Raw genomic sequence first — 24041 nt, forward strand, 5'->3', positions numbered from 1 at the left:
GCTGTTGGCGCGCGGGCCATGGTCCGGGACGTACGATTCAAGTATGGAATTTGTGGTGCCGTTGCTCATCGCCGTACTGGTGGTCGTGATCGGCCTGGTAATTATGCGGTTGCTTGCGCGTAACAAAGCCCGCGGGCCCCGCCCGGGGAGCGGCTCGTCGGCGAGGCCGGCAGCTGCCACGACCCGGGAGGCCGCCGCGGCGGCCAGCGGGCGCTTGAACCAGCAGCAACACACAGCCGTCTACGCGCTGATCGCGCAGGGGCAGGCTTTTGCTGCGATCCGGGAATACCGCACCGCCACCGGTGCCGGGCTCCGGGAGGCTACCTCCGCCGTCGCGCAGATGTCCGCGCACCCGCAGCCCTACACGGCACCCCGCCAGGATGCCGCCCCTACACTCCGCCCGGAGGACGAGGGGCACCTGGAGGCGCACCCGGCGCGCCCGGAGGACGAGGGGCACCTGGAGGCGCACCCGGCTCACCCGGAGGACGAGGCACCGCGTCAGGCAGCCGCTGCGGACCTGCCGGAGGACGAGGAGCCACGAGCGACGGCCCCCGCATACCCCGCGGACAAGGTCGTGCCGCCGGCGGATACCGCTCCCGCACCGCTTCCCGAGCCGGCCGGATACCGGTACCGGGCCATCGTGTCCAAGGGCGACACCATCAGGGAGGTGGCCAGCACCCGCCTGAACGACGCCGTGTTCCAGCGCATCCGCACCGCTGCCCTGGGCGGCGATCGCGACGGCGCCGTCCGTCTGCTATTAGAGCACTCGGAGGCGACCGAGGCGGAGGCCCATGAATTCGTGGATTTGATCGAGCCCGACGAGGAGCCCTAGCTACAGGCCCGCACCCAACCCCTAGCGGCGCCGCAACGATCCCGGACCCCTGGCGGTGCTGGCAGCGGGCAGGGCTTTCTGGAACACTTCAGCCATGGCCGAGAACAAGACTGCACCCACGGATGTACCCGTCGACGTGTTCCTTGCGTCGGTAGAACACCCCGTGCGGCGCCGGGACGGCGAGACCGTGTTGCGCCTCATGCGGGAGGTGACCGGAGAGGAGCCGGTCATGTGGGGCCCCTCGATCATCGGCTTCGGCAGCTACCACTACAAATATGCCAGCGGCCGCGAGGGTGACGCCGCCGCCGTGGGCTTCTCGCCGCGGAAGGCCAATCTGGCCCTCTACGGCCTGACGTACGCGCCCGGCTCCGCGCCGCTGCTGGAGCGCCTGGGCAAGCACAAAACCGGCGCCGCGTGCCTGTACATTAACAAGCTCGCTGACATCGACCTCGACGTGCTGAGGGAACTGGTCCAGCTCGGCTACAGGCACATGACCACCACCGACCACGAGTCCCTGCAGGGCCAGCGTTAGGGCGGGCGGGTCAGAGCTCCACTGTCCCGCTGATCACGGTCTCTACCGTCCCGCCGACCCAGACCTCCCCGCCGTCGGAGTCGATGTAGACCCGGGCGTCCCGGCCGAGCGCCGTTCCCTGCCGAACGGTGTACGCAGCGGGTGCCGCTCCCTCGTCGATCAGCCACTGCGCCAGCGCGGCATTCAGGCTGCCGGTCGCCGGATCCTCCGCCGGCAGGTCTTCGAAGCCCATGAGCCCGCGGACTTCGAAGTCGACGGCGGAGCCGCCGGGATGGGCGCCGATCAGTCCGACGCCGAACGGTGACAGGGCGGCATAGTCGGGCACGACGTCGAGGACGGCCTGGGCGTCCCGCAACTGCAGGGCCTGCCACTCGGGGCCGTTGTCCGCCCACTGGTGGCGGATCACGTCGTCGCGTCCAATCCCCAGCGCGGCACAGATCTTCGCGACGTTCTCCTCGGGAAGCGGCCCGGTCCGCCGCCGGGGCGGCGCAGCGAAAGCCAGCCGTCCGCCGTCGTGCTTGACCTTGACCAAGCCGGCGCCGCATTCCTGCACAATCTCTCCGACCGCCTCCGGCTGCCCGCCGGCGGCGAGCCAGACGTAGGCCGTGCCCAGCGTCGGGTGGCCCGCGAAGGGCAGCTCGCCGCTGGGCGTGAAGATCCGGACCAGATAGTCGGCTGCAGCGTTTTCGGGCGGCAGGAGGAAGGTTGTCTCGGAAAGGTTGGTCCAGTTGGCAAAGCGCTGCATCTGCTCTTCGCTGAGGCCGCCGGCACCCGAGACGACCGCCAGCGGATTGCCCGTGCAGGGGCCGGTGGCGAAGACGTCTACCTGGCTGAACTGATGTGTGCTCACGTCCTCCAGCGTACCGGGCGTTAAACGCTGCAGGCCGGGTCCTGGACGGACCCGGCCTGCAGCGACAGCTAGGCTGTTAGCCTGCAACGACCTTCAGGTCGATGACGGCGGAGACCTCTTCGTGCAGACGCACGGTGGCCTGGTAGTCGCCCACCGACTTGATGTGCTCGGTCAGTTCGACCTTGCGCTTGTCGATGGCGCCGAGGCCGGCGGCCTCGACAGCGGAAGCAACGTCGGCCTGCTTGACGGTGCCGAACAGGCGTCCCGACTCGCCGGCCTTGACGGTCAGCGTGACCGGCTTGGCGGACAGCTGGGCAGCCAGCTGCTGCGCGTCTTCCAGGGATGCGATCTCGCGAGCGGCACGTGCAGCCTTGATGGACTCCACCTGCTTCTCGCCGCCCTTGGTCCAGGTCAGGGCGAAGCCGCGGGGCAGAAGGTAGTTACGGGCGTAACCGTTCTTTACCTCGACGACATCGCCAGCAGTGCCGAGACCGGTCACTTCGTGGGTCAGAATGAGCTTTGCCATGTCAGTACTCTCTCCTCTTCGCTTCGCTTAGCCGCGGCCAGCGCCGGAGTAGGGCAGCAGGGCAACTTCGCGGGCATTCTTGATTGCCAGTGCGATCTTGCGCTGCTCCTGCACGGTGACGCCAGTCACGCGGCGGGCGCGGATCTTTCCGCGGTCAGAGATGAACTTGCGCAGCAAAGCTACGTCCTTGTAGTCGATGACGGTGACGTCAGCGGCCTTCAAGGGATTGGACTTTGGTTTGGGCTTACGAATTTCAGCCTTAGCCATCGTGGAGCTCCTTTATCTTGTGGAGCCCGTGGATCTTTTCCACGGGATGGGGTTTGTTTTAGAAGGGCGGTTCGTTGGAGTCCGGACCGTTGCCCCAGCCGCCGGAGGTGCCGCCGGCCGGTGCTCCCCAGGGGTCGTCCTGGGGTGCGGGCTGCTGGCCGGACTGCTGTCCGCCCCAGCCGCCCTGGTTCTGGCCGCCGCCGAAGCCACCGCCGCCAAAGCCGCCGCCTTGGCCGCCGCCGAAGCCGCCCTGGCCACCGCCGGAGCGCTGGGTACGGGTGACCTTGGCAGAGGCGTAGCGCAGCGAGGGGCCGATTTCGTCGACCTCAAGCTCCAAGACGGTACGCTTTTCGCCCTCTTTGGTTTCATACGAACGGGACTTCAGCCGGCCCTGAACGATCACGCGCATGCCCTTGGTCAGGGTTTCGGCGACGTTCTCGGCAGCTTCGCGCCACACCGACGCCCGGAGGAACAGGGTTTCCCCGTCCTTCCATTCGTTGGACTGGCGGTCGAAGGTCCGCGGCGTGGATGCAACGGTGAAGTTCGCTACCGCGGACCCGGACGGGGTAAACCGCAGCTCGGGATCGTTGGTGAGATTACCGACGAGCGTGATAACGGTTTCGCCTGCCATGTTGCCTCCTGATGTCCTGGTCCCGGTTGCCGGCGGCGCGCGGGAATGTCTTCGTCAATGCCGCTCCCGGAAAGGGGGCGGCGATCACAGCTGATTACTCAGCGGAGATCTTCTGCTCCTCCGGGCGGATGATCTTGGTGCGCAGGATGGTCTCGTTCAGACCAAGCTGGCGGTCAAGCTCAGCAGCAGTGGCGGGAGTGGCGGTGAAATTGACCACCGCGTAGATGCCTTCGGACTTCTTCTTGATGTCGTAGGCGAGCCGGCGGCGTCCCCAGATGTCCACCTTGTCGATGGTTCCACCATCGTTGCGGACAACGTTGAGGAACTTGTCGAGCGAGGACTCTACGGTACGCTCTTCGACCTCGGGGTCGATGATTACCATCAGTTCATAAGCACGCATTGTGAACCCACCTCCTTCGGGCTAAGCGGTCACGGTCTTTCCGTAACAGGAGGTTCTGTTGCGTTGCCTGCCTGCCACCGCGCGGCGACTTCCGTGTGTTTTGGCTATTGTCACAGGAAATACCGGCCGGCGCCGACAGCACAGACTTACCAATGGTACCGGACGGCGGTCCGGGCTCGTGAATCCGCCGGCCGGACCTGTCCTCCACAGGGCGGGAGGCCGGGAGCGCCGTCCTCCACAGGGCGGCAGGCCGGGAGCGCCGTCCTCCACAGGCCGGGAGCCAGCACCTTGCGGCACAAGGCTCCCGAGCGCCCCGCCCCGGGGATCGGCGGTGTCAGTAGTCCAGCCCCAGGCTGGGCACCACCAGCCCGGTCTCGTAGGCGTACACCACGGCCTGCACCCGGTCGCGCAGGTGCAGCTTGGCGAGGATCCGCCGGACGTGCGTCTTGACGGTCGCCTCCGAGAGGAAGAACCGGTGGGCGATCTCCGCGTTGGAAAGACCCTCGGCGATGGTCCGCAGCACTTCCAGTTCGCGCGGGGTCAGGTCATCCAGCAACGGGTCGCGCTGCGGCGGCGCGGCCGGGCTGCCGCCCGGGGCCAGGCCGCGCACATAGGTCTCCAGCAGGCGCGCCGTCACCCGCGGCGCCACCACGGCGTCGCCGGTGGCGACCAGGCGCACCGCCTGGACCAGTTCCGCTGGTGCCACATCCTTGAGCAGGAAGGCGCTGGCCCCGGCCTGCAGCCCGGCAAAGGCATACTCGTCCAGATCGAAGGTGGTCAGGATGATCACCCGCGCGCACAAGCCGGCAGCCACGATCTGCCGGGTGGCCTCGATGCCGTCCATGACCGGCATCCGCACGTCCATCAGCACCACGTCGGGCGCAAGGTCATGCGCCAGCCGCAGGGCCTCCCCGCCGTCGGACGCCTCCCCCACCACCGCGACGTCGTCTTCGCCCTCCAGGATGAGCTTGAACCCCATCCGCAGCAGCGGCTGGTCGTCCACCAGCAGCACTTTTACCGGCCCGGCCTCGCTGCCGTCCGCGCTCTCAGACACTCGTGTTTTCCTCTCCGGGCCAATACAGGGTTGCCTCCACCATCCAACCACCGCCGGACCGCGGACCGGCGGCAACGCGGCCGCCGTAGATGGCGGTCCGCTCCCGCATGCCGTGCAGGCCCTGCCCCGCGCCGAGTGAATCGGCCGGCCCGTCCGGCCGGCCGTCGTCGGCCACCGTGATGTGCACGGCGTCGCCGTCGCGGATCAGGGCAACGTCCACCCTGGACGCGTCCTTGGCGTAGCGCAGCACGTTGGTCAACGACTCCTGCACGATGCGGAACACGGTGAGCCGGAAATTCTGGTCCTCGGGCAACGCTGGTCCTGCCATGACCGTGCGGAGCGGCAAGCCCGCGGCCCGGAAGCCGTCCAGCAGCCCGGTCAACTGGTCCCCGGACGGCGCCGGCGCCAGCGGGGCCGCGTCGGATCCGTTTTCGCTGCGCAACACCCCCAGCACCCTGCGCATGTCGGCCAGCGCCGACCGGCCGGTCGCCGACAGCCGGTCCAGGACCTGGCCGGCGCGTTCCGGGTCCTTGCGCGCGACGACGGCGGCGCCATCCGAGAGCGCGATCATCACCGAGAGCGAGTGTGCCACGACGTCGTGCATCTCCCGGGCGATCCGGGTGCGTTCGGTCGCCGACGCCAGGCGGGCGTTGTCAGTGGCCCAGCGCTGGAGTTCGGCGTCGTGGAGCCGGTCCCGGCGCACCGTGACCCCGATGCCCGCGGCGATGACGTTGGCCAGGACCAGCACCAGGCCGGTGACCAGTCCGACGTAGCTCGGGACCTGTCCGAGGGCAATCTGCTTGACGATCTCCGGCGGCATCCGGACGCCCATCCCCACCAACATGGGCACGGCGGCGAGGACCGCTGCGATGATGGCCTGGACCGCCGGCCGGGCGGTGGCGACCGTGTAGACGGCGAACCACATGGCAAAGGATCCGCTGCCGGTACTGGTCAGCACCACGATCAGAAAGTCCACCAGGGCGATGGCGGCCAGCACCAGCAGCGGTGACCGGCGCCGCCAGATCAGCGCGGCGCCGCCGGCCAGCAGCAAAAGCAACGGCGGCCATTCGCCGGCGACCGCCGTGATCAGGGCATTAGGCAGGCCGAACAGCACGTGGATGCCGACCAGCACCCAGTCCATCACCACGGGGTGGGTGTGGAAGTAGCGCCGGATCGGTCCCCGGCGCCTGGACGATATTTCGGTGAAGGAGACGGCGGCCGTTCGTTCCGCCGCCTCCTTCACCGAGGCTTCTTGATTCACGCGTTAGTCCCGGCTGCGCCTAGACGTCCCGTGTCTTGGTGGTCACGGCCGCCCCGGTCAGCAGTACTGCCGCCCAGGCCGCCATGACCAGCCCGCCCTGCCACTGGGTAAAGTCGCCCTCGGCCGTTTCGAGCATGAGCATTTGGCGTCCCGCGTTGGAGGGCAAGTAGGGCATCACGCCGTCCTGGACCCAGTCGAAGGGGATGATCTGGGCGACGATGGGCAGCACCAGCAGCAGCACGACCAGCGTGACGATGCCGCCGGCGCTGTTGCGCAGCAAGGATCCGAGCGCCAGCGCCATCAACGCCACCACCGCCAGGTAGAGGCCGGACAGCAACATGGACTGGACGAGGTTTTCCACGTCGAGCCCGAATTCTTTGCCGTAATTGGCCAGGATCGGCTGCAGCAGGAAATAGGTGGCAAAGCTGGACGCGATTCCGACGACGGCTGCGACGACGGCGACGACCAGCGCCTTGGCGAACAGCGGCGACAGCCGGGACGGCACGGCCGTCATGGTGGAGCGGATCATGCCGGTGGAGTATTCGGAGGCGATCAGCAGCACGCCCAGTGACCCGATGATCAGCTGGCCGAAGTCGATCCCGCCGCTGGTCATGAGGTACAGGATGGACTCATCCATGCCGGCGGCCGCCGGATCCTGGCCGGCTGCCTCCATCTGCTCCATCCCGGTGGCCACGCCCCAGCCGCCGAGCAGCCCGATGCCGACCATCACCACGACGGTGGTGGCCAGCAGGACCCAGGTGGAACGCAGCGTGGTGAACTTGATCCACTCGCTCTTCAAGGTCCGGGGGAAGCTCACGCCGGGGCCGGTGACACGGCCCGCCTGCGGGGTCAGGGTTGCAGCGCTCATGGTCACTTTCCTTCCTGGCCGACGCCGGCGGCGACGGCAGCATGCCGTCCCGAGCCTGCACTGCCGGCGTTGTCGTGTACATCGGCCACCGGGCCGGAATGGTATTCAACTTCGTCCTTGGTCAGGTCCATGTAGGCCTCCTCCAGGGACGCCTGCAACGGGGTCAACTCATAGACGAGCACCTGCTGGGCGAGGGCCGTCTCGGCGATGTCCCGCGCCGGGACGCCGCTGACCTCCAGCAGTTCCGGTTCGCGGGCTTCGACGGTGACCCCCTCCCCGGCCAGCGCGCGGGTGAGGATGTCGGGCCGGTCGGTGCGTACGCGCACCCGCTGCGCCCGGTTGTTGAGGATGTCCTGGATGGGCGCATCGGCGATGATCCGGCCGCGCCCGATGACGATCAGGTGGTCTGCGGTGACCGACATTTCGCTCATCAGGTGCGAGGAGAGGAACACGGTCCGACCCTCTGCCGCAAGTGCCTTGACCAGGTTGCGCACCCAGAGGACGCCTTCCGGGTCCAGCCCGTTCACCGGTTCGTCCAGGATGACGGTCTGCGGATCGCCGAGCAGGGCGGCCGCGATGCCCAGCCGCTGCCCCATGCCGAGCGAGAATCCGCCGACACGTTTCTTGGCCACCGCGCCGAGTCCGGTCAGCTCGATCACGTCGCGCACCCGCTTGGTGGGGATGCTGTGGGTCGCGGCCATGGCCCGGAGGTGGTTGTACGCGGTCCGGGAGGTGTGCACCGCCTTGGCGTCGAGCAGGGCGCCGACTTCCCGGAGCGGGGCCCGGTGCTTGGCGTAGTGCTTGCCGTTGACCAGGACGTCACCGGAGGTGGGACGGTCCAGGCCCATGATCATGCGCATGGTGGTGGACTTGCCGGCGCCGTTCGGACCTAGGAAACCGGTCACCCGGCCCGGCTGCACGGTGAAGGAGACGCCCTGCACTGCCGGTTTGTTTCCGTAGACCTTGACCAGGCCCTGTGCCTCGATCATCTGAACCGTCCTTCGTGGATTGGAGTAGCGCCCGGATTCCCGGGGCCAATGAATACGTTACGGAGTGCCGGCCGGCCGCACACCGCACTGCGGGATGATCTTCGCGTCCGGCCGGGTCGTCCTTACGGATGACGCTACGTGCCGCGGGCAGGCGGGCGTTACCGGGGGAAGCCCTGAGCGGCCCCTGACCGTTCCCGGAACGCTGCTGTGTACCGGAAAAGGTGCCAGCACTAAGCCCAGAGGTCGCTGGGCCGCTCGAACTGGCGGGCCATCGCGGACCGTACGCTGCGCAGGTGGCTGCGCATTGCGTCGGCCGCACCCGCGGCGTCGCCGGCGGCCACGGCCGTAAAGATGGCCTCGTGTTCCACGAGTTCCTGCTCGGCCGCCAGGTGGGCGTGCAGGCCGGGCAGCACGCGGTAGGCGCGGGAGGTCTCGTCGAGGCAACGGGCCAGGAACTCGTCAAGCCGGCGGTTCCGGCCGCCACGCGCCAAGGCCCGGTGGAACGAGTAGGCGTGCTCCATGCTCACGAGCGGTTCAGCAGCGGCCTTCTCGCGCTGATTGTCCAAAAGGTCCCGCAGCGTGGCCAGCAGGGCGTGGTCGGCATAGTCGGCGGCACTCGCGCAGGCATGCGGCTCCAGGAGCATGCGGAGGTCGAGGACCTCGGCGACGTCATGCGAGCTCATGGTCATCACCAGGTAGCCCTTTTTGGGGAGCACTGTCAGGAGTCCCTCCGTGGTGAGCAGGCGCAGCGCCTCCCGCACAGGGGTTTTCGAGACGCCGAACTCCTCGGCGAGCCGTGGCTCGACCACGAGGGATCCCGGGGCCAGGTTCCCCGCAAGGATCTGCCGGCGCAAGGCGCCGGCGACCCGATCGGTCATCGACTCGGCCACGGAACCCCCTCAAGAAACATTCTTGTGAAGCATATCACTGCGTGCTAGAAATATCTTTCAGATATACCATTGCTCGCGTCCGCCCTTAGGAGGAACCATGACTAGCAACACCGCCGTTGCCAGCAGTCCCGCAAGGCTTACCCCGGGCGCTCGTCGCGCGCTCTTCGCCGCGACCCTCGGCACGCTCATCGAGTGGTATGACTACGCACTGTACGGCGCAGCGGCCGGCCTCGTCATCGGGCCGCTCTTCTTCGCGGAGACCGGGTCCGGGGCGTCGCTGGCGGCGTTTGCGACCTTTGCCGTGGGCTTCGTGGCCCGGCCTTTGGGCGGGGTGTTGATCGGGCATCTGGGCGACCGGCACGGCCGCCGACCGGCGATGCTCCTGACGATCCTGCTCATGGGTGCCGCGACCGTGGGCATCGGCCTGCTGCCGACCGCGGCCGCCATCGGGGCTGCTGCACCCCTCCTTCTCGTCGTGTTCCGGCTCCTGCAGGGCCTCGGCGCGGGCGCCGAGCTCGCGGGGGCCATGACGCTCGTCGCCGAGTTCGCCCCCGCCAAACGGCGCGGCTACTTCACTGCCATCGTGCTGGCGACGCCACCCGCCGGCATCGCCCTCGCGACCGTCGCCTTCCTCTGGGCCTCTTCCGCAGGCGACGCCGCGCTGCTCGATTGGGCCTGGCGCATCCCGTTCCTCGCCTCCGCCGTCCTGTTCTTCGTGGCGCTGTTCATCCGCTCCAAACTCGAGGAGACGCCGGAATACCGCCAGGCGAGCGAGCACGCCGACGAGGCCCGCAAGCGCAGGCGGCCCGTGGTCGAACTCCTGCGCAAGGACCCGATGGCCGTGGTGATCGGGTTCTTCTCCATCACTGGCCACAATGCGCTGAACTACATCATGGCGGTGTTTGCGATCGGTTTCATGGCCTCCCCCGCCGTCGGGATGAGCCGTCCCGAGGCGCTGCTGGCCGTCACGATCGGATCGCTGGCGGGCGTGGTCGCGACACCCGCGGGCGGATGGGTTTCCGACCGCTTCGGAGCTGGCCGGATTCTCGCGATCGGTTCCGCGGCCGGCGCGCTGTTCGCGTTCCCGCTGTTCGCCGCCCTGGCGAGCGGGTCGGTCGCTGTTGCGACGGCCACGATCGGAGTGGGGTACGGCGTCGTCGTCGCGATGACCAGCGGCGCCCAGGGCGCATTCCTCACCAACCTTTTCCCGCCCGAGCGACGCTTCTCCGGCGTCGGGCTCGCGCGCGAACTCAATGGCGCGATCGTGGCGGGCCTGAGCCCCCTCATCGCAGGCGCGCTCATCGCCGCTGCGCAGGGCAGTACGTGGCCGGCGGCACTGTTCCTTGCGGCCTGCTGCGCGTCCTCGGTGATCGCTGTGCTGCTGGCCCGCGGCCGCGGCACCACCGCACCGTGATTTCCACAACCTTGGAGGTAGCACCATGAAGCGCAGATTCCCCCGTGTGAGCGAACTTCGCCCGCTGCTGAAGTTCGACCTGCCGACCCTGGATCGCCGGACTGCGCGGCTCGCGCACGCCGCGGATGTGTGGGATCTTCGCGCGATCGCACAGCGCCGCACGCCCACGGCCGCGTTCGACTACGTGGACGGCGCGGCCCAGCGGGAGCTCACGGCGAGACGCACGCGCGAGGCGTTCGACGCCGTCGAGCTTCTCCCCCGCATCCTGCACGGCACCGCGAACGTGGACCTCTCGACCTCGATCGCGGGCAGGACTTCATCGCTGCCGTTCGGGATTGCGCCGACCGGCTTTACCCGGCTCATGCACGCCGAAGGCGAGGACGGGGGCGCGGCTGCTGCCGCTGGGGCGGGCATCCCGTTCTCGCTGTCCACCATGGGCACGCGCTCGATCGAGGAGGTTGCCGCCACCGCCCCCGAATGCCGGCGCTGGTTCCAGTTGTACCTGTGGAAGGACCGGCAGAAATCGCTGGACCTCCTGGGCCGCGCGGAGGCCTCGGGCTTCGACACGCTGCTCGTCACCGTGGACACACCGGTCGCCGGGCAGCGTCTCCGGGACGCCCGAAACGGCATGACAATGCCGCCCAGACTCACGCTCAAGACCGTGCTCGATGCCTCCTACCGGCCCGAGTGGTGGTTCAACTTCCTCACCACCGACCCGCTCACGTTCGCGTCGCTGTCCGGGACCAGCCAGGACCTGCCCACGCTGATCAACTCGATGTTCGATCCGTCGCTCTCGATCGAGGACCTTGAATGGATCCGGTCGGAGTGGGGCGGGAAGCTGTTCGTCAAGGGCGTGCTGACGGCCGAGGACACGCGCCGTGCGCTCGACGCCGGAGCAGACGGACTCATCGTCTCAAACCACGGGGGGCGGCAACTCGACCGCGCGCCGGTCTCGCTCCGCGCGCTGCCCGAAGTGCGGGCCGAAGCCGGGGAAGGGGTGGAGATCATCCTCGATTCCGGCATCATGTCCGGGGCGGACATCGTCGCTGCGCTGTGCGCGGGCGCCGACTTCACCCTCATCGGGCGCGCCTACTTGTACGGGCTCATGGCCGGCGGGCGCGAGGGCGTCGAGCGGGTGATCACCCTGCTCGCGAAAGAGATCGAGGTGACAATGCAGCTCATCGGCGCAGCGACTATCGCGGACCTGAAACCACACCTGCTGCGCACCTAAGCGGGCCTCGCCACGGAGTGCTCAGACCGCCACAGCGGCAGGGGGCGACTGGTACCGGCGGCTTTCCAAGCGCAACTCCAAGTCGTCCATGACCAGGGCCGCCAAGTCCTCCAACGTCTGAGTATCTTCGTCGCTGAAGTCGCGCGCTTCGAAGTCCAGTACGCAGAGGGTGCCCAGGTTGAATCCGTCCCGGGTTCTCAGCGGGACGCCGGCATAAAACTTCAACCCGAAGTCGCTGGCCACCAGCGGGTTGGCAAACGCCCGGGGATCCGCGGGCGCATTATTGATGACCCAGGGTCCGTGCTGCAGGATGGCCGAGGCGCAGAGTCCGGGTTCCCGGTCGATCTGCTCGACGTCCAGGCCGTGGTGTGACTTGAACCAGATGCGATCGTGGTCCACCACGCTGACAATGGCAATCGGGGCGGCGAGAAGGCGGGAGGCCAGTGCGGTGATGCGGTCGTACGCTCCGTCCGGCGGGGTGTTCAGGATCTCGTAGCGTCGAACCGCTTCCATACGTTGAGCTTCGTCTACGGGGATTATGGATGCGTCCACCCTGTGCCGGCCCCGGAGTGCGAGCCCCACATCAGCCAATGCCAGTGCCACCTCCCGCCCCGTGGGCCGTTCCCCTGGTTCACGTGCCATCATGGCGGTCAGCAACCCTGCCCACTCCGGCCCGAATCCGGCGGGGACGTCCGGATCACGCAGCAAACGGGCAACAGCCGACTCCAGCGGCGGGCCGGGAAAGGCAGCCTGGCCGGTAAGGCATTCCAGCAGAACCAGGCCCAGCGAATAAATGTCGCTGGGCGGGCCTATCGGTTCGCCCCTCGCTTGCTCCGGGCTGAGGTAGGCAGCCGTCCCGTAGACCCCCGGAACATGGGCATCATCGGAAACCACCACGGCGACTCCGAAATCGGCGAGCTTGGCGCGCAGGCGCGACCCGTCGTCGTCGTAATTAAAGAGCATGATGTTGCCCGGTTTTACGTCGCGGTGGACCACCGAGGTGTTGTGGATGTAGGCCAGTCCCTCGGCCAATTCGCGGCCGATTTGGGCAACGTGGCGGGGCGGGAGGGCACCTTCGGCCAGCCGCACCCTCAGGTCGGCGCCTTCAATCAGTTCCATCACCAGATAAATTTGCGGATGTCCGGCTTCCATCTTGTCGATGCCTGCGTCCAGCAGGGTCACCAGATTCGGGTGGTTTAGCCGGGCCAAAAGCTTGATCTCCGCGTTGTCGCGCTGGAATTCTTCCTCGTTCATCGTGGGCCGCTGAATAACCTTGACGGCTACCTCCCGCCCCAAAACCTCATCCCGAGCCCGGTAAACCTTGGCGTTCGCTCCGGTACCTGCCAACTCCTTGAGCAGGTAGCGCCCGTCGAGCAGCATTCCGGATCGATCTAAATGAGGCGCCAACGTCTCCTGCTTCCCGGCTGCCTGTTTAACAGCACCCTTAGTATCCTACGGTGCAGCGGCGGCCCGCCGTGCTAGCGCTTGGGCTTTCTGCCGTGTTCGACCGGCGTACGGAGCTTTGCCCGCTCCACCGGACAGCAGAAGGAGTCCGTTGAGCGAGTCCGCTTTGCTGCCTGATAGGAGCTCATCCGCGACGCGGGGTCACGGTCACGAGTCGCGCGAGGTCGGTGCCCGGGGCGGCGAGTCGCTCCACGGTTTCAAAGACGAACTGTTGCATGGCCGCTGCCGCGGCCGAAGGTGGTACGTCGGTCCGCCGGGCCAAGTTGACGGTTCGGGTCAGCTGGGGGCTCACCAGGCGGGTGCTGTCCAGCGAGGGGCGGTCGATGACCACCATGGCCGGAACCACGGCAACTCCCAGCCCCCGTTCCACGAATCGGAGCACTGCGTCCATCTCCGCACCCTCGACGGCGATCGTCGGGGTAAGTCCTGCGGCGGAAAAGGCCGCGTCGGTGGCCACGCGCAGGTCGTAGCTGCGGTTGAACGCGACTTGGGGGATCTCCGCCAGCTCCGCCAGGGTGAGCTCGGCCCGGGTCGCGCGTCCGCCCCGTTGCTCCTGCTTGTGTCCTGCCAACGGGGAGCCCGCGGCTGAGATCACCACCAGTTCCTCGGAAAGCAGGGGAATCAGCTCGGTGCCGGGTACGGATGGTTCGGCACCGCGGGTGACCATCAGGGCAAGGTCCAGTGCGTTCTCGTTCAGAGCTTCCACCAGGGAGCGCGAACCGCCCTCCGTGATGTGCAGGTCCACTCCGGGGTGCGCGGCCCGGAACGCCGCCAGCACGTCGGCAACCAGTGAGACGCACAGGGTCGGCGGGGCGCCGAGCCGGACGTGGCCGCGGCGAAGCCCGGCCAGTTCGTCCATCTGCTCGCGGGCGAACCGCGCGTCACCCAGCATCCGCCGCGCGATGGGCAACAGCACGTCGCCTGCGTCGGTCAGTGTCACCCCGGCCGGTCCGCGGCGGAACAGCTTGGTGCCCAGGTCGGCCTCCAACGCGGCGATTTGCCGGCTCAGGGACGGTTGGGCGAGGAAGAGCTCCTCGGCGGCACGGGTGAAGTGGCCGTTCCGGGCCACGGCCTCAAAGGAGGACAACTGCTCGAGCTTCATCATAGCCTTTTTGCATCAGGTTCACTCAGATAATGTATTGGACTCATCATACCCGCGTTCCTAGCATGGAGATATGACCCCAAAGCACGCCGCCGAGCGGCTGATGTCCACCTCTGTCCTCGTCATCGGCACCGGTGGTGCCGGATTGCGCGCCTCGATCGAACTGGCACAGCGCGGGGTCCAGGTGCTGGCGGTGGGCAAGCGGCGCAAGCACGACGCCCACACCACGCTGGCGGCCGGCGGCATCAACGCGGCGCTGGCCACCATGGATCCCGAGGACAGCTGGCAGCAGCACGCCGCCGACACCTTGCGCGAGTCCTATTTCCTGGCCGATCCGGCCATTGTGGAAACCGTGGCGCGCAATGCGGCCGGCGGCATCGAGGACCTGGAGAGGTGGGGAATGCCCTTCGCCCGGGAGGAAGACGGGCGGATTTCCCAGCGCTTCTTCGGCGCCCATAAGTACCGCCGCACTGCCTACGCCGGCGACTACACCGGCCTGGAGATCCAGCGCACCCTGATACGCCGCGCCGCCGAACTGAACGTGCAAATCATCGACAGCATCTACATCACCCGCCTGTTGGTGGCGGACGGCACCATCTTCGGCGCGTACGGGTTCGACGTCGTGGACGGCACGCCCGTGCAGATCCACGCCGACGCGGTGATCCTGGCCGCCGGTGGGCACACCCGCATCTGGCGCCACACCTCCTCCCGGCGGGACGAGAACACCGGCGACTCCTTCCGCCTGGCGGCCCTGGCCGGAGCCCGGATCCGTGACGCCGAGCTGGTCCAGTTCCACCCTTCCGGACTGCTGGAGCCCGACGACGCTGCCGGCACCCTCGTCTCCGAGGCAGCACGCGGCGAAGGCGGCATCCTCACCAACGCGCTCGGTGAGCGCTACATGGAGCGCTACGATCCCGAACGCATGGAGCTGTCCACCCGCGACCGGGTGGCCCTCGCCGGGTATACCGAGATCGCCTCGGGCCGGGGGACGGAGAAGGGCGGGGTCTATCTGGACGTGTCCCATCTGCCGCGGGAGGTCATCCTGCAGAAGCTGCCCCGGGTCTACCGCACCTTGATCGACCTGCAGATGGTGGACATCACGACCACCAAGATGGAGATCGCCCCGACCGCTCACTACTCCATGGGCGGGGTCTGGGTGGCCCCGGAGGACCACGGCACCGGCGTGGACGGGCTGTACGCGATCGGCGAGGCGTCCTCGGGCCTGCACGGGGCGAACCGCCTGGGCGGGAACTCGCTGATCGAGCTGCTCGTCTACGGGCGCATCACCGGCGAGCACGCCGCAGAGTACGCGGCCTCCCGCACCAATGTTCGCCGGGACCCCTCCGCCGTCGAGTCGGCCCGCGCCGAGATGCAGGCCCTGCTCAGCGAGCGCGGGACGGAGTCAGCCCGGCGGCTGCAGCGCGAAGTGCGCAACCTGATGACCGAGCACGCCGGCGTCGTGCGCACCGGGCATGGGCTGCAGGACGGCCTGCAACGGCTTGCCGCCCTCGAAGAACGCGCGCGGCACGTCACCGCGCACCCGGACATCGCCGGGTTCGACGACCTGGCGCACGCCTACGATCTGCTGGGCTCGCTCCTCGCGGCCCGGGCCACGCTCGAATGCGCCCTTGAGCGGCGTGAGACGCGGGGCTGCCACAACCGTGCGGACTTCCCAGAGATGGATCCGTCACTGCAGGGCAACTTCGTCTGGTCGCCGACCGAGGGAGTCAGCTTCGAGGCCCTGCCCCCTGCCCCGGACTCCTTCCGGTCCCTGGCCGAGGCCGACGTCGACGACTCGCTAGCGGGCAAGCTCGTCGAGTAGCGCTGACCTGCCAGCAAGCCGGCGGTCTGTCCTCACTGAAGCTGCTTCGGTTTGGGCATCGCGCCCTCCCTCGCCCGCTGAAACTCGCTCGTCAGGTGTAGAGGTGCATGGCGTCGGCAGCGGCTCCGACGTCCGCAAAGCCGCGTGACTCGTAGAGTCTGCGACCGGGTGGGTCTGCGGTGAGGCTGACGTAGGCACCGCGTGGCGCGCGCGTGCGGATGTCTTCGAGCAGGCTATCGAGCACGGCGCCGCCGACGCCGCGCTGTTGATGTTCCGGCAGGGTAGCCATGTCGGCGATGACGAAGTACCAGCCGCCGTCTCCTACGACGCGGCCCATTCCCACGGGCTCGCCGGCCGGACCAATGACATGCCTGAACGACCATGAACCCGCAATCGCGGCTTCTCCCTGCTCGCGGGTCCTCCGTGACAGCCCGCTGCCGGTCCGCAACTTGAGGTAGTCATGGACGGAGGGAGCGGCCGGAACAAGTTGGTACGGAAAGCGAAGCGACACCATCCCACTCTAGGTGATCTGGAGCCCCGCCCGGTGAGGAAGACTGGCAGGCCCGGCCTGTGCAGCGGCCCGAAGCCTACACCTGGGCCTTGGGGATCATGATCCACAGCGCGATGTACACCAGTTCCCCGATACCGACCAGTCCGAAGATCACGAACCCGAGACGCACCAGCACTTTCGGCAGGCCGAAACGGGCGGCCAAGGCGGCGCAGACACCGGCAATCAGCTTGCCGTTCCGGGGACGAACCAATGCAGCAGCCATGGCCTCAGTCTAGTAACCCGGACCGGTTTCCGAACAGCATCCCGGGACGGAAACGGGTTCTCAGGCCCCGATCTGCTTCCCGGCCGCTAGTCCGGCACGGTCACTTCTTGCGGGCCGTGAACAACAGATACTCCCATTCCATCCGACCGCCGCCGAGATCGTACCGGCTGGCCAGTTCTTCGAGTTCCTCATCGAGGGCTTGGACCCGGTCGGGTTGGTCCGCGATGTAGCGGTAGGTGTTGATCGTGGGACCGTAGGTGGCCTTGAAGAAGTCGCGGAACTCCCCGGCGGTGGCGAACCTTTCGACCGTCAGCTTTTCGCGCCGGGCGACGACGTCGGTGGCCCGATCCCCGAGCAGGTCCTGCACGTGCTGCTGTTTGCCCCACAGCGGCGGTGGTTGCGCCCCCGGAGGCGGCGGGGGCGCGTAAGGCCTCATGGTCGCAAACATCTGGCCAATGAAGCCTTCCGGAGTCCAGTTGGCGAGGGCGATCGTGCCGCCGGGCCGCAGCACGCGGACGAGCTCGTCGGCACTCGCCTGATGGTTGGGAGCGAACATGATCCCCACACAGGAGATCGCGGCATCGAAAGTACCATCGCCGAACGGAAGGTTCTCCGCGTCGGCCTCCTGCCAGTCCACGGAAACCCCTGCCTCCTCGGCCAACCGGCGCCCTCTCTCAAACAGCTCGGGAGTAAGGTCGGCCGCGGTAACCTGTGCCCCTGCCTGCGCGGCGGGGATGGCCGCGTTGCCGGAACCGGCGGCAATGTCCAAAACACGGTCGCCCTTCCCGATGCCGCTGGCCTTGACGAGTGCGGTGCCCAGCGCCGGGATCACCTCTGTGGCGACGGCGGGATAATCGCCGAGGGCCCACATGGCCCGGTGCTTTGCCTTGATCCCCGAATTGTCCGGTTGATTGCTCATGGCCCTTGCCTCCTGCGATTGAGGCCCTCGTTTTGGGGTTCTTCAAGGATGGGTCCGGGCTCGAATAATTTCCAGTAGAAGATCCGCACACCGGGGCCGCTGGCCGAACCTGCGCTGCCTGCCGCGCCTAGGTCCGGGGCCGGTGCTGTTCGCGGGCGGCCGGGGCGGTCAGCAGGGAGGCGACCATCACCGCGGCCACGGCGAGCAGGGCGTTGCGGAGGCCCACCTGTTCGCCCAGGAAGCCGAGGAACGGCGGTCCGGCCAGGAACGCGACATAGCCCAGGGTCGAGACCACCGACACCCGTCCCGCGGCCCGCGCCGGGTCGTCCGCGGCCGCGGACATGCCCATGGGAAAGCCCAGCGCCGCGCCGGCGCCCCAGAGCACGGCCCCGGCGAAGGCCAGCGGAAGGTTCGGAGCCAGCACGAAGAGCAGCAGGCCGGCCAGGGCCGTGCCGAGGCTGACCCGCAGCACGGCCACGCGTCCCCAGCGGTCGATGAACCGCCCGCCGGCCAGGCGCAGCAGCGTCATGGCGGCCACGAAGACCCCGAACATGACCGCACCCGTCGCCTCGGTGGCACCGAGCCCGACGACGGTGGCCTGGGCGATCCAGTCGTTGGCGGCGCCCTCGGTCAGGGCGGCCCCGAGGACGACGACGCCGATCAGCACCGTGCGCCGTTCCCGCCAGGCGGCGAAGCGGCCGGGGCGGGCCGCGCCGTCGTCGTCATGCTGGGGCCGGTGGGGCAGGAAGGCCCGCGGCACCACCCACGTGGCGGCCGCGACCACGACCGCGAGCACCGCCAGATGCGCGGCCAGCGAAACCCCGAGCACGGAGAGCCAGGCGCCGACCATGGCTCCGGCGAACGCGCCAAGGCTGAAGGCGGCGTGGAACTTCGGCATGATCGTGCGCAGCAGTTTCCGCTCCACGTCGGCGCCTTCGATGTTCTGCGCCACGTCCCACCAGGCCACGCCCACGCCGTAGCAGAACAGCGCCGCGGCGGCGGCGGGAAAGGAGCCGGACGCCAGCGCGGCGGCGAGTCCGGCCGCGCTGACGGCCGCGATCAGCCCGCCGGCCCGGACGCTGTTGGCCGTGCCGATCCTGGCGGCAAGCGGACCGGCCAGGGGCAGCGAGATGACCGAGCCGAGGCCGAGGGCCAGCAGCAGCGCGCCGATGCTGCCGGCGCTGATGTCCAGCGTCGCCGCGGCCGCCGGGATGCGGGCCGCCCAGCTGGCGAAGACCAGCCCGTTGAGCCCGAAGATGGCGAAGGTCGCGTAGGTGGCGGCCCGGAGCGGGCGGGTCGGATCGCTGGCCGGGCGCTGTCTTGCCTCGCCGCGCGGTGCACCGGGCCGGCGCTTCGCGGCCTCGCCCTCCTCGACGTTCTCCCCGACGCCGGGCGGTTCAGCGCTCCCGGACAACGCGTTCCTCGTCCCACACCGGGGTTTCGCTCTCGTAGACTCGGCCGTCGGAGCCGAACACCAGGAACCGGTCGAAGCTGCGCGCGAACCAGCGGTCGTGGGTGACGGCCAGCACCGTGCCTTCGAACGCGTCGATGGCCCGCTCCAACGCTTCCGCGGAATGCAGGTCCAGGTTGTCGGTCGGCTCGTCGAGCAGCAGCAGGGTGGCGCCCGAAAGTTCCAGCAACAGGATCTGCAGCCGGGCCTGCTGCCCGCCGGAGAGCGAGTCGTACAGCTGTTCCGCCTGCCGGGCCAGGCCGTAGCGGTCCAGGACGGCGGCCGCGGCCTCGCGTCCCAGGCCGGAGCGGTGGTCGTCGCCGCGGTGCAGGATGTCCACCAGGGAACGGCCCAGCAGGTCGGGGCGGATGTGGGTCTGGGCAAAGAAGCCGGGACGGATCCTGGCCCCTAGCTTGACGGTGCCGGCGTGCGGCACGTGGGCGATCCGGACCTCGGAGACCGGCAGGTGCTCTTTCTCCGGGTCGGTGCCGCCGCCGGCGAGCAGGCGCAGGAAGTGGGACTTGCCGGAACCGTTGGAGCCCAGCACCCCCACCCGGTCGCCGAACCAGATCTCGGTGCTGAACGGCTTCATCAGGCCGGTCAGCTCCAGCTTGGTGGCCACCACCGCCCGTTTGGCCGTCCGCCCGCCCTTGAGCCGCATCTGCACGTTCTGTTCGATCGGCACGGCCTCCGGCGGCCCGGCCTCCAGGAACTTCTCCAGCCGGGTCTGGGCGGCGTGGTACCGATTGGCCATGTCGGAGCGGAACGCGGCCTTGTTCTTGTACATGTTCACCAGCTCCTTGAGCTTGGCGTGCTCCTCGTCCCACCGCTTGCGCAGTTCTTCGAAGCGGGCGTTGCGGTCGTCCCGGGCCTGCAGGTAGCTCTCGAAGCCGCCGCCGTGGACCCAGGCGGTGGCGCCAAGGGCGCCGGGTTCGAGCGTGACGATCCTGGTGGCGGCATTGGCCAGCAGTTCACGGTCGTGGCTGACGAACAGCACCGACTTCCGCGATTCCCGCAGCTTCTCCTCCAGCCAGCGCTTGCCGGGCACGTCCAGATAGTTGTCCGGTTCGTCCAGCAGCAGCAACTCGTCCGGGCCGGCGAAGAGCGCTTCCAGCACCAGGCGCTTTTGTTCGCCGCCGGACAGCGTCGATGCGGTGCGGTGCTGCGCGCGGTCGAAGGGCACGCCCAGGGCGGCCGTGGTGACCTCGTCCCAGACGGTCTCCTGCTCGTAGCCGCCGGCGTCGCCCCAGTCCGCGAGCGCCTGCGCGTACCGCATCTGGGTGGGCTCGTCGTCGTGCTCCATCATGGCCAGTTCGGCTTCATCCACTGCCCGTGCCGCGGCGGCGAGGGCCGGCGGGGCGGCGCCGACCAGAAGGTCGCGTACCGTGGTCCCGTCCCGGACCTGGCCGACGAACTGCCGCATGATGCCCATGGCGCCGGAGCGTGCCACGGCGCCTTCGTCCGGGGCGATGTCGCCGGCGATGATCCGCAGCAGGGTGGTCTTGCCGGTGCCGTTGGGTCCGATCAGCGCGGTTTTGGCACCGTCGCCGACCTTGAAGCCGACGCCGTTGAGCAGCTGGCGGCCGTCGGACAGGAAATAGGCGATGTTGGAGACGTCGAGATGGGCCACGGATCCAGTCTGTCATGGTCGCGGACATACGAAATGGCCCAAAGTCAGGCCTCCCCATTAGCCAACTCACTTCGAGCCATTTCGTGTGCGGCATCGGATCCACCGCCCTAAGGCATGTCCCCCCAACTCGGATCCGGGGTGCCGCCGCCTCCGGTGTGGTCTCCCGTTCCGGTTGCTGACACCTTCAATCATGGTCCCGGCGGCTTCCGTTTGCCAGATCAATCCACCCTAGTTAGGAAAACCTAGGGTGTGCCGCTGCGCTAACCCTGGCGCGGCTCAGTCCTGCCTGTCCAGCACGGCCGCCAGTTCCTTGCGGGAGGCAATCCCGAGCTTGGCGAACGACCGGGACAGGTGCCACTCCACCGCCTTGATGGTGATGAACAGTTCGGCCGCGATCTTGCGGTTCGTGAGTCCCCTGGCCGCCAAGGAGCAGACCCGGTACTCGGCCGGCGTCAGCCGGTCGGCCTTGTTCTCGGCGATCAGCGGCAGGTGAAGATCCTGCTGCGCGAGCAGGCGGGTCATGCGCCGGGCCACCGCGGCGGCCCCGATCCGGTTCCCCAGGACCAGCGCCTTGCGGGCCGCCGCCAGCGCTTCCGTCCGGAACACCGACAGCGCGTCGCCCCGCGCCGGCTGCAGGCAGATCTCGGCCAGGTCGGCCAGGGCCAGCGCCAGCTGGTAGCGGCCCTCGTGGGCTTCGAGCAGCGAGATGGCTTCGCGCAGCATGACGACGGCGCTCGGCCCGGGCTGCGCCAGGGCCGCGGCCCGCAGCACGGTGCCGGTCAGGCGCGGAGCGCCGAAGGAACGGACCTCTTGAAGCAGGTCGGCGGCAACCGCGGAGGCGTATTCGGTCTGCCCCGCACGGGCGGCGGATTCGATGGCGCTGCGCGTCCACAGGTTCAATGTCGGGCCCAGGCCGGCGTCGAGGTCCATGGCGGTGGCGAAGTATTCCAGCGCCAGCTGGTGGTCGCCGTGTCCGGCGGCCACCACTCCGTGCAGCTGGAGCGCCATCGCCTGGACCAGCGGCACGCGTTCTTCCGCCAGCGGGACCCGTTTGAGCAGGGCGTCGGCGGCGGCCAGGTCATCCCGGGCAAGGTAGACCTCGGCCAGCGTCACGCACGCTACCTCCAGGTACGTCCGCCAGCCGGTGTCTGCCGCCTGCATGCTCGTTTCCAGGTCCATTTGGGCCAACCGCAGCCGACCCCGGTTCAAGTGGATGGCGCCGCGGCAATAGGTCAGGGTGGCGTTCGCCATCGGCGAGGAGTTGGCCCGCGCCTCCGCGATGGCCGCGTCCAGCAGCTCGAGGGCCGCGGCGTCCTGTTCCGAGCCGTTGAGCGCACCGGTCGCGTAGTTAATGATGTTGGATTCCGCGCCGACCTCCGCCAGCAGTTTTCCGCCGGCACACGCCCGCAGGGCCAGTTCCCCGCTGCGCTGGGCATTGGTTCCGGTCACGGTCAGGCGCAGCGCCTCCTGCACCAGCAACAGCCGGTCGCTCGGGCCGTCCCGGGCCGGGTCCTGCGCCAGGATGCTCGCCAGCTCCTGACGGTACTCCTCCGAGAACTGCAGCTGCTGGAACCCCGCCCCTGTTGCCAGCGCAACCACCCGCCGCCTGAGCTCGGTGTGCGGGTCGCCGTCGTTGTCCAGTTCGTTCAGGGCCTGGCTGTAGTAACGCGAACTTTCCTCTATCCGGTTGATCGAATACCGTGCCTCGGCGAACTCCAGCAGCAGCTCCACGCGCGCCTGCGTGCCGTGGGTCATGGCCAGCGCCCGCCGTCCCAGCACCTCCGCCTGCGTGAGGTGGCCGGCGGCCTGATGGGCCAGCGACGCTTCAATCGCGATCCGGCGCTGCAGCTCCGGCGCCAGCCCGTTCTCCGCCATGGCCCGTTCGATGAGCCGGACGGCGAGTTCCGCTGCGCCGATCCGGCGGGCTCCCCCGGCGGCATCAAGCAGGACTTCGGCCGAGGCAGGGTCGGCGCCCGGTTTGGTGGCCAGAAGGTGGCCCGCCACCACGGCGCTTTCGCTGCCCTGTGCCGTCAGGGCGGCAGCCGCCCGGCCGTGCAGTTCGGCCTGCCGTTCGGGCTCCAGCGCGGCGAGCACCGCTTCGGCCACCAGGGCATGCTGGATCCGCGGGCGCGGAAGCAGGGCGCTGAAGAACCGCGCGGCGGCAAGGCGTTTCAACACCCGGGTCAGGTCGGCCGGCGGCAGCCCCGTCATACGCGCCAAGAGCTGGTGGCTTGCGTCCTCCCCGAGGACGACGACGGCGTCCAGCACCGCCCGCTCGTCCGCCGAGAGCCGGTCGAGGCGGTCTTGGAGCACCGCGGCTTCCGCCTGGGCCTTACCGGTTCCGGCGGCATCGAGACCTGCCCCCGCGCCGCCCTCCAGGAGCTCGTGGACGTAGAACGGCGTTCCCCCGGCCGCCGCATGGATGCGTGCCGCCACGACGTGGTCCGCGGCGGGCCTCCGGCTGGCCGTCCACTCGGTCACGGCCTGGCGGTCCAGCGGTTGCAGCGGCCAGTGCACGCGGCCGTCGGCGCGGGAGGCATTGCCCCGGGCACCGCCGTCGTCGGCCCCCAGCAGCAAGGAGTCCGCCAGGATCCCGTCGCCGCGCTCGGCGCCCCGGCCGGTTCGCACCCCGCGCAGCAGCAGCAAAGGGACGTCGATCAGCAGGCCCGCCATGTCCGACAGCGACTGGAGCGAGAGTTCGTCGAGCCACTGGGCGTCGTCCACCACGGCGGCCACCGGTCCCTCCTGGGCCAGCGAACGCAGGACCCAGGAGGCGGAATAGGTCAGGGCGTCCTTGTGCAGCGGACCGCCCGCGTAGGTCAGGAAGGAATGCAGCACCCGGCCCTGCCCGTCGAAGGGCGGGCCGTGGTCCGGCACCTGCTGGGCCAGCGGCGCGAACCACTGCCAGAACATGGATCCGGGCAGCGAACGGCGGGCGGCACCGGCCGCCCGCAACAGTTTCCAGCCGCGCGCGGCGGCCTCCGCGCACACCGTCTCCAGCAGGGATGTCTTGCCGATTCCGGACGGGCCGCTGACGGTCAGTTCGATGCTGCGGCCCGATTCCACGGCAGTGGCGAGGTCGCGCCACTGCGCCACCTCCCGGTCACGCCCAAACAGCCGTGTTTGTGCCACTCCT

Annotated in this window: 23 protein-coding genes; 5 read left to right on the plus strand and 18 right to left on the minus strand. The window is 68.8% G+C overall.

Features of this window, described 5'->3' with window-relative positions:
• Positions 1-43: 43 nt before the first annotated feature.
• Both AC5RVV_RS09960 and AC5RVV_RS09965 read left to right on the plus strand, forming a co-directional pair.
• The gene (locus tag AC5RVV_RS09960; protein ID WP_494001155.1) at positions 44-832 is read left to right on the plus strand and encodes a hypothetical protein; all 789 of its coding nucleotides are present in this window, start codon (positions 44-46) and stop codon (positions 830-832) included.
• A 94-nt stretch (positions 833-926) separates the two neighbouring features.
• Complete coding sequence (locus AC5RVV_RS09965) at positions 927-1364, plus strand: DUF1801 domain-containing protein (RefSeq protein ID WP_494001156.1); 438 nt, start codon at positions 927-929, stop codon at positions 1362-1364.
• A 10-nt stretch (positions 1365-1374) separates the two neighbouring features.
• Here the strand turns inward: AC5RVV_RS09965 and AC5RVV_RS09970 are convergent, their stop codons facing one another.
• The 10 genes from AC5RVV_RS09970 to AC5RVV_RS10015 all read right to left on the minus strand — a co-directional run bounded on the left by AC5RVV_RS09970 (position 1375) and on the right by AC5RVV_RS10015 (position 9100).
• On the minus strand, positions 1375-2214 hold the full coding sequence (locus AC5RVV_RS09970; RefSeq protein WP_494001157.1) for a PhzF family phenazine biosynthesis protein: 840 nt from the start codon (positions 2212-2214) through the stop codon (positions 1375-1377).
• Between the two features lie 76 nt (positions 2215-2290).
• Positions 2291-2740 carry a 50S ribosomal protein L9 gene (gene rplI / locus AC5RVV_RS09975; protein ID WP_493988326.1) on the minus strand — a complete coding sequence of 150 codons (450 nt, stop codon included), beginning with the start codon at positions 2738-2740 and terminating at the stop codon, positions 2291-2293.
• Positions 2741-2767: 27 nt separating this feature from the next.
• Positions 2768-3007, minus strand: a complete 240-nt coding sequence (rpsR, locus tag AC5RVV_RS09980; protein ID WP_136787674.1) for a 30S ribosomal protein S18 — start codon at positions 3005-3007, stop codon at positions 2768-2770.
• Between the two features lie 58 nt (positions 3008-3065).
• Complete coding sequence (locus AC5RVV_RS09985) at positions 3066-3638, minus strand: single-stranded DNA-binding protein (RefSeq protein WP_494001158.1); 573 nt, start codon at positions 3636-3638, stop codon at positions 3066-3068.
• A 94-nt stretch (positions 3639-3732) separates the two neighbouring features.
• On the minus strand, positions 3733-4038 hold the full coding sequence (gene rpsF, locus AC5RVV_RS09990) for a 30S ribosomal protein S6 (RefSeq protein WP_136787676.1): 306 nt from the start codon (positions 4036-4038) through the stop codon (positions 3733-3735).
• A 334-nt stretch (positions 4039-4372) separates the two neighbouring features.
• Positions 4373-5092, minus strand: a complete 720-nt coding sequence (locus tag AC5RVV_RS09995; protein ID WP_494001159.1) for a response regulator — start codon at positions 5090-5092, stop codon at positions 4373-4375.
• Positions 5085-6353 (minus strand): sensor histidine kinase, encoded by a 1269-nt coding sequence (locus AC5RVV_RS10000; protein ID WP_494001160.1) that lies wholly within the window; start codon positions 6351-6353, stop codon positions 5085-5087. Before AC5RVV_RS10000 ends, AC5RVV_RS09995 begins: the two co-directional genes overlap by 8 nt.
• A gap of 19 nt (positions 6354-6372) precedes the next feature.
• On the minus strand, positions 6373-7221 hold the full coding sequence (locus AC5RVV_RS10005) for an ABC transporter permease (protein ID WP_494001161.1): 849 nt from the start codon (positions 7219-7221) through the stop codon (positions 6373-6375).
• 2 nt (positions 7222-7223) lie between these two features.
• Positions 7224-8210, minus strand: a complete 987-nt coding sequence (locus AC5RVV_RS10010) for an ABC transporter ATP-binding protein (RefSeq protein WP_494001162.1) — start codon at positions 8208-8210, stop codon at positions 7224-7226.
• Between the two features lie 230 nt (positions 8211-8440).
• Complete coding sequence (locus AC5RVV_RS10015; RefSeq protein ID WP_494001163.1) at positions 8441-9100, minus strand: GntR family transcriptional regulator; 660 nt, start codon at positions 9098-9100, stop codon at positions 8441-8443.
• 97 nt (positions 9101-9197) lie between these two features.
• On the opposite strand from AC5RVV_RS10015, the gene AC5RVV_RS10020 reads away from it, so the two are divergent.
• Together AC5RVV_RS10020 and AC5RVV_RS10025 are read left to right on the plus strand one after the other, a co-directional pair.
• Positions 9198-10514: an MFS transporter gene (locus AC5RVV_RS10020; RefSeq protein ID WP_494001164.1), complete on the plus strand. Its 1317-nt coding sequence runs from the start codon at positions 9198-9200 to the stop codon at positions 10512-10514.
• A 25-nt stretch (positions 10515-10539) separates the two neighbouring features.
• Positions 10540-11745: an alpha-hydroxy acid oxidase gene (locus tag AC5RVV_RS10025; protein WP_494001165.1), complete on the plus strand. Its 1206-nt coding sequence runs from the start codon at positions 10540-10542 to the stop codon at positions 11743-11745.
• A gap of 21 nt (positions 11746-11766) precedes the next feature.
• Here AC5RVV_RS10025 and AC5RVV_RS10030 read toward each other — a convergent pair whose 3' ends face one another.
• Both AC5RVV_RS10030 and AC5RVV_RS10035 read right to left on the minus strand, forming a co-directional pair.
• Positions 11767-13125 (minus strand): protein kinase domain-containing protein, encoded by a 1359-nt coding sequence (locus tag AC5RVV_RS10030; protein ID WP_494001166.1) that lies wholly within the window; start codon positions 13123-13125, stop codon positions 11767-11769.
• Positions 13126-13333: 208 nt separating this feature from the next.
• A complete protein-coding gene (locus AC5RVV_RS10035) occupies positions 13334-14311 on the minus strand; it encodes a LysR family transcriptional regulator (protein ID WP_494001325.1) in 978 nt (325 codons plus the stop codon).
• A 73-nt stretch (positions 14312-14384) separates the two neighbouring features.
• Between AC5RVV_RS10035 and AC5RVV_RS10040 the strand changes: the two genes are divergently transcribed.
• Positions 14385-16133 (plus strand): L-aspartate oxidase, encoded by a 1749-nt coding sequence (locus AC5RVV_RS10040; protein ID WP_494001167.1) that lies wholly within the window; start codon positions 14385-14387, stop codon positions 16131-16133.
• A 91-nt stretch (positions 16134-16224) separates the two neighbouring features.
• On the opposite strand, the gene AC5RVV_RS10045 is transcribed toward AC5RVV_RS10040, so the two are convergent.
• The 6 genes from AC5RVV_RS10045 to AC5RVV_RS10070 all read right to left on the minus strand — a co-directional run bounded on the left by AC5RVV_RS10045 (position 16225) and on the right by AC5RVV_RS10070 (position 24037).
• A complete protein-coding gene (locus tag AC5RVV_RS10045) occupies positions 16225-16647 on the minus strand; it encodes a GNAT family N-acetyltransferase (protein ID WP_494001168.1) in 423 nt (140 codons plus the stop codon).
• Between the two features lie 73 nt (positions 16648-16720).
• A complete protein-coding gene (locus AC5RVV_RS10050; protein WP_494001169.1) occupies positions 16721-16906 on the minus strand; it encodes a PspC domain-containing protein in 186 nt (61 codons plus the stop codon).
• Positions 16907-17006: 100 nt separating this feature from the next.
• A complete protein-coding gene (locus AC5RVV_RS10055) occupies positions 17007-17825 on the minus strand; it encodes a class I SAM-dependent methyltransferase (RefSeq protein ID WP_494001170.1) in 819 nt (272 codons plus the stop codon).
• Between the two features lie 127 nt (positions 17826-17952).
• A complete protein-coding gene (locus tag AC5RVV_RS10060) occupies positions 17953-19083 on the minus strand; it encodes an MFS transporter (RefSeq protein ID WP_494001326.1) in 1131 nt (376 codons plus the stop codon).
• Positions 19084-19222: 139 nt separating this feature from the next.
• Positions 19223-20905, minus strand: coding sequence for an ABC-F family ATP-binding cassette domain-containing protein (locus tag AC5RVV_RS10065; RefSeq protein ID WP_494001171.1), 1683 nt, complete (start codon positions 20903-20905; stop codon positions 19223-19225).
• A 276-nt stretch (positions 20906-21181) separates the two neighbouring features.
• Positions 21182-24037: a helix-turn-helix transcriptional regulator gene (locus AC5RVV_RS10070; RefSeq protein ID WP_494001172.1), complete on the minus strand. Its 2856-nt coding sequence runs from the start codon at positions 24035-24037 to the stop codon at positions 21182-21184.
• Positions 24038-24041: the final 4 nt, after the last annotated feature.

Source organism: Arthrobacter sp. MDT2-34-1, assembly GCF_059091365.1.

Excerpts from the sequence above, each read along its gene's own strand:
- AC5RVV_RS09965 (WP_494001156.1), top strand. The coding sequence starts at position 927 with ATGGCCGAGAACAAGACTGCACCCACGGATGTACCCGTCGACGTGTTC.
- AC5RVV_RS10035 (WP_494001325.1), bottom strand. The coding sequence starts at position 14,311 with ATGAAGCTCGAGCAGTTGTCCTCCTTTGAGGCCGTGGCCCGGAACGGC.
- AC5RVV_RS09960 (WP_494001155.1), top strand. The coding sequence starts at position 44 with ATGGAATTTGTGGTGCCGTTGCTCATCGCCGTACTGGTGGTCGTGATC.
- AC5RVV_RS09985 (WP_494001158.1), bottom strand. The coding sequence starts at position 3,638 with ATGGCAGGCGAAACCGTTATCACGCTCGTCGGTAATCTCACCAACGAT.
- AC5RVV_RS10050 (WP_494001169.1), bottom strand. The coding sequence starts at position 16,906 with ATGGCTGCTGCATTGGTTCGTCCCCGGAACGGCAAGCTGATTGCCGGT.
- AC5RVV_RS10005 (WP_494001161.1), bottom strand. The coding sequence starts at position 7,221 with ATGAGCGCTGCAACCCTGACCCCGCAGGCGGGCCGTGTCACCGGCCCC.
- AC5RVV_RS10020 (WP_494001164.1), top strand. The coding sequence starts at position 9,198 with ATGACTAGCAACACCGCCGTTGCCAGCAGTCCCGCAAGGCTTACCCCG.
- AC5RVV_RS10025 (WP_494001165.1), top strand. The coding sequence starts at position 10,540 with ATGAAGCGCAGATTCCCCCGTGTGAGCGAACTTCGCCCGCTGCTGAAG.
- AC5RVV_RS10030 (WP_494001166.1), bottom strand. The coding sequence starts at position 13,125 with ATGCTGCTCGACGGGCGCTACCTGCTCAAGGAGTTGGCAGGTACCGGA.
- AC5RVV_RS10045 (WP_494001168.1), bottom strand. The coding sequence starts at position 16,647 with ATGGTGTCGCTTCGCTTTCCGTACCAACTTGTTCCGGCCGCTCCCTCC.
- rpsR (WP_136787674.1), bottom strand. The coding sequence starts at position 3,007 with ATGGCTAAGGCTGAAATTCGTAAGCCCAAACCAAAGTCCAATCCCTTG.
- AC5RVV_RS10040 (WP_494001167.1), top strand. The coding sequence starts at position 14,385 with ATGACCCCAAAGCACGCCGCCGAGCGGCTGATGTCCACCTCTGTCCTC.
- rpsF (WP_136787676.1), bottom strand. The coding sequence starts at position 4,038 with ATGCGTGCTTATGAACTGATGGTAATCATCGACCCCGAGGTCGAAGAG.
- AC5RVV_RS10010 (WP_494001162.1), bottom strand. The coding sequence starts at position 8,210 with ATGATCGAGGCACAGGGCCTGGTCAAGGTCTACGGAAACAAACCGGCA.
- AC5RVV_RS10055 (WP_494001170.1), bottom strand. The coding sequence starts at position 17,825 with ATGAGCAATCAACCGGACAATTCGGGGATCAAGGCAAAGCACCGGGCC.
- rplI (WP_493988326.1), bottom strand. The coding sequence starts at position 2,740 with ATGGCAAAGCTCATTCTGACCCACGAAGTGACCGGTCTCGGCACTGCT.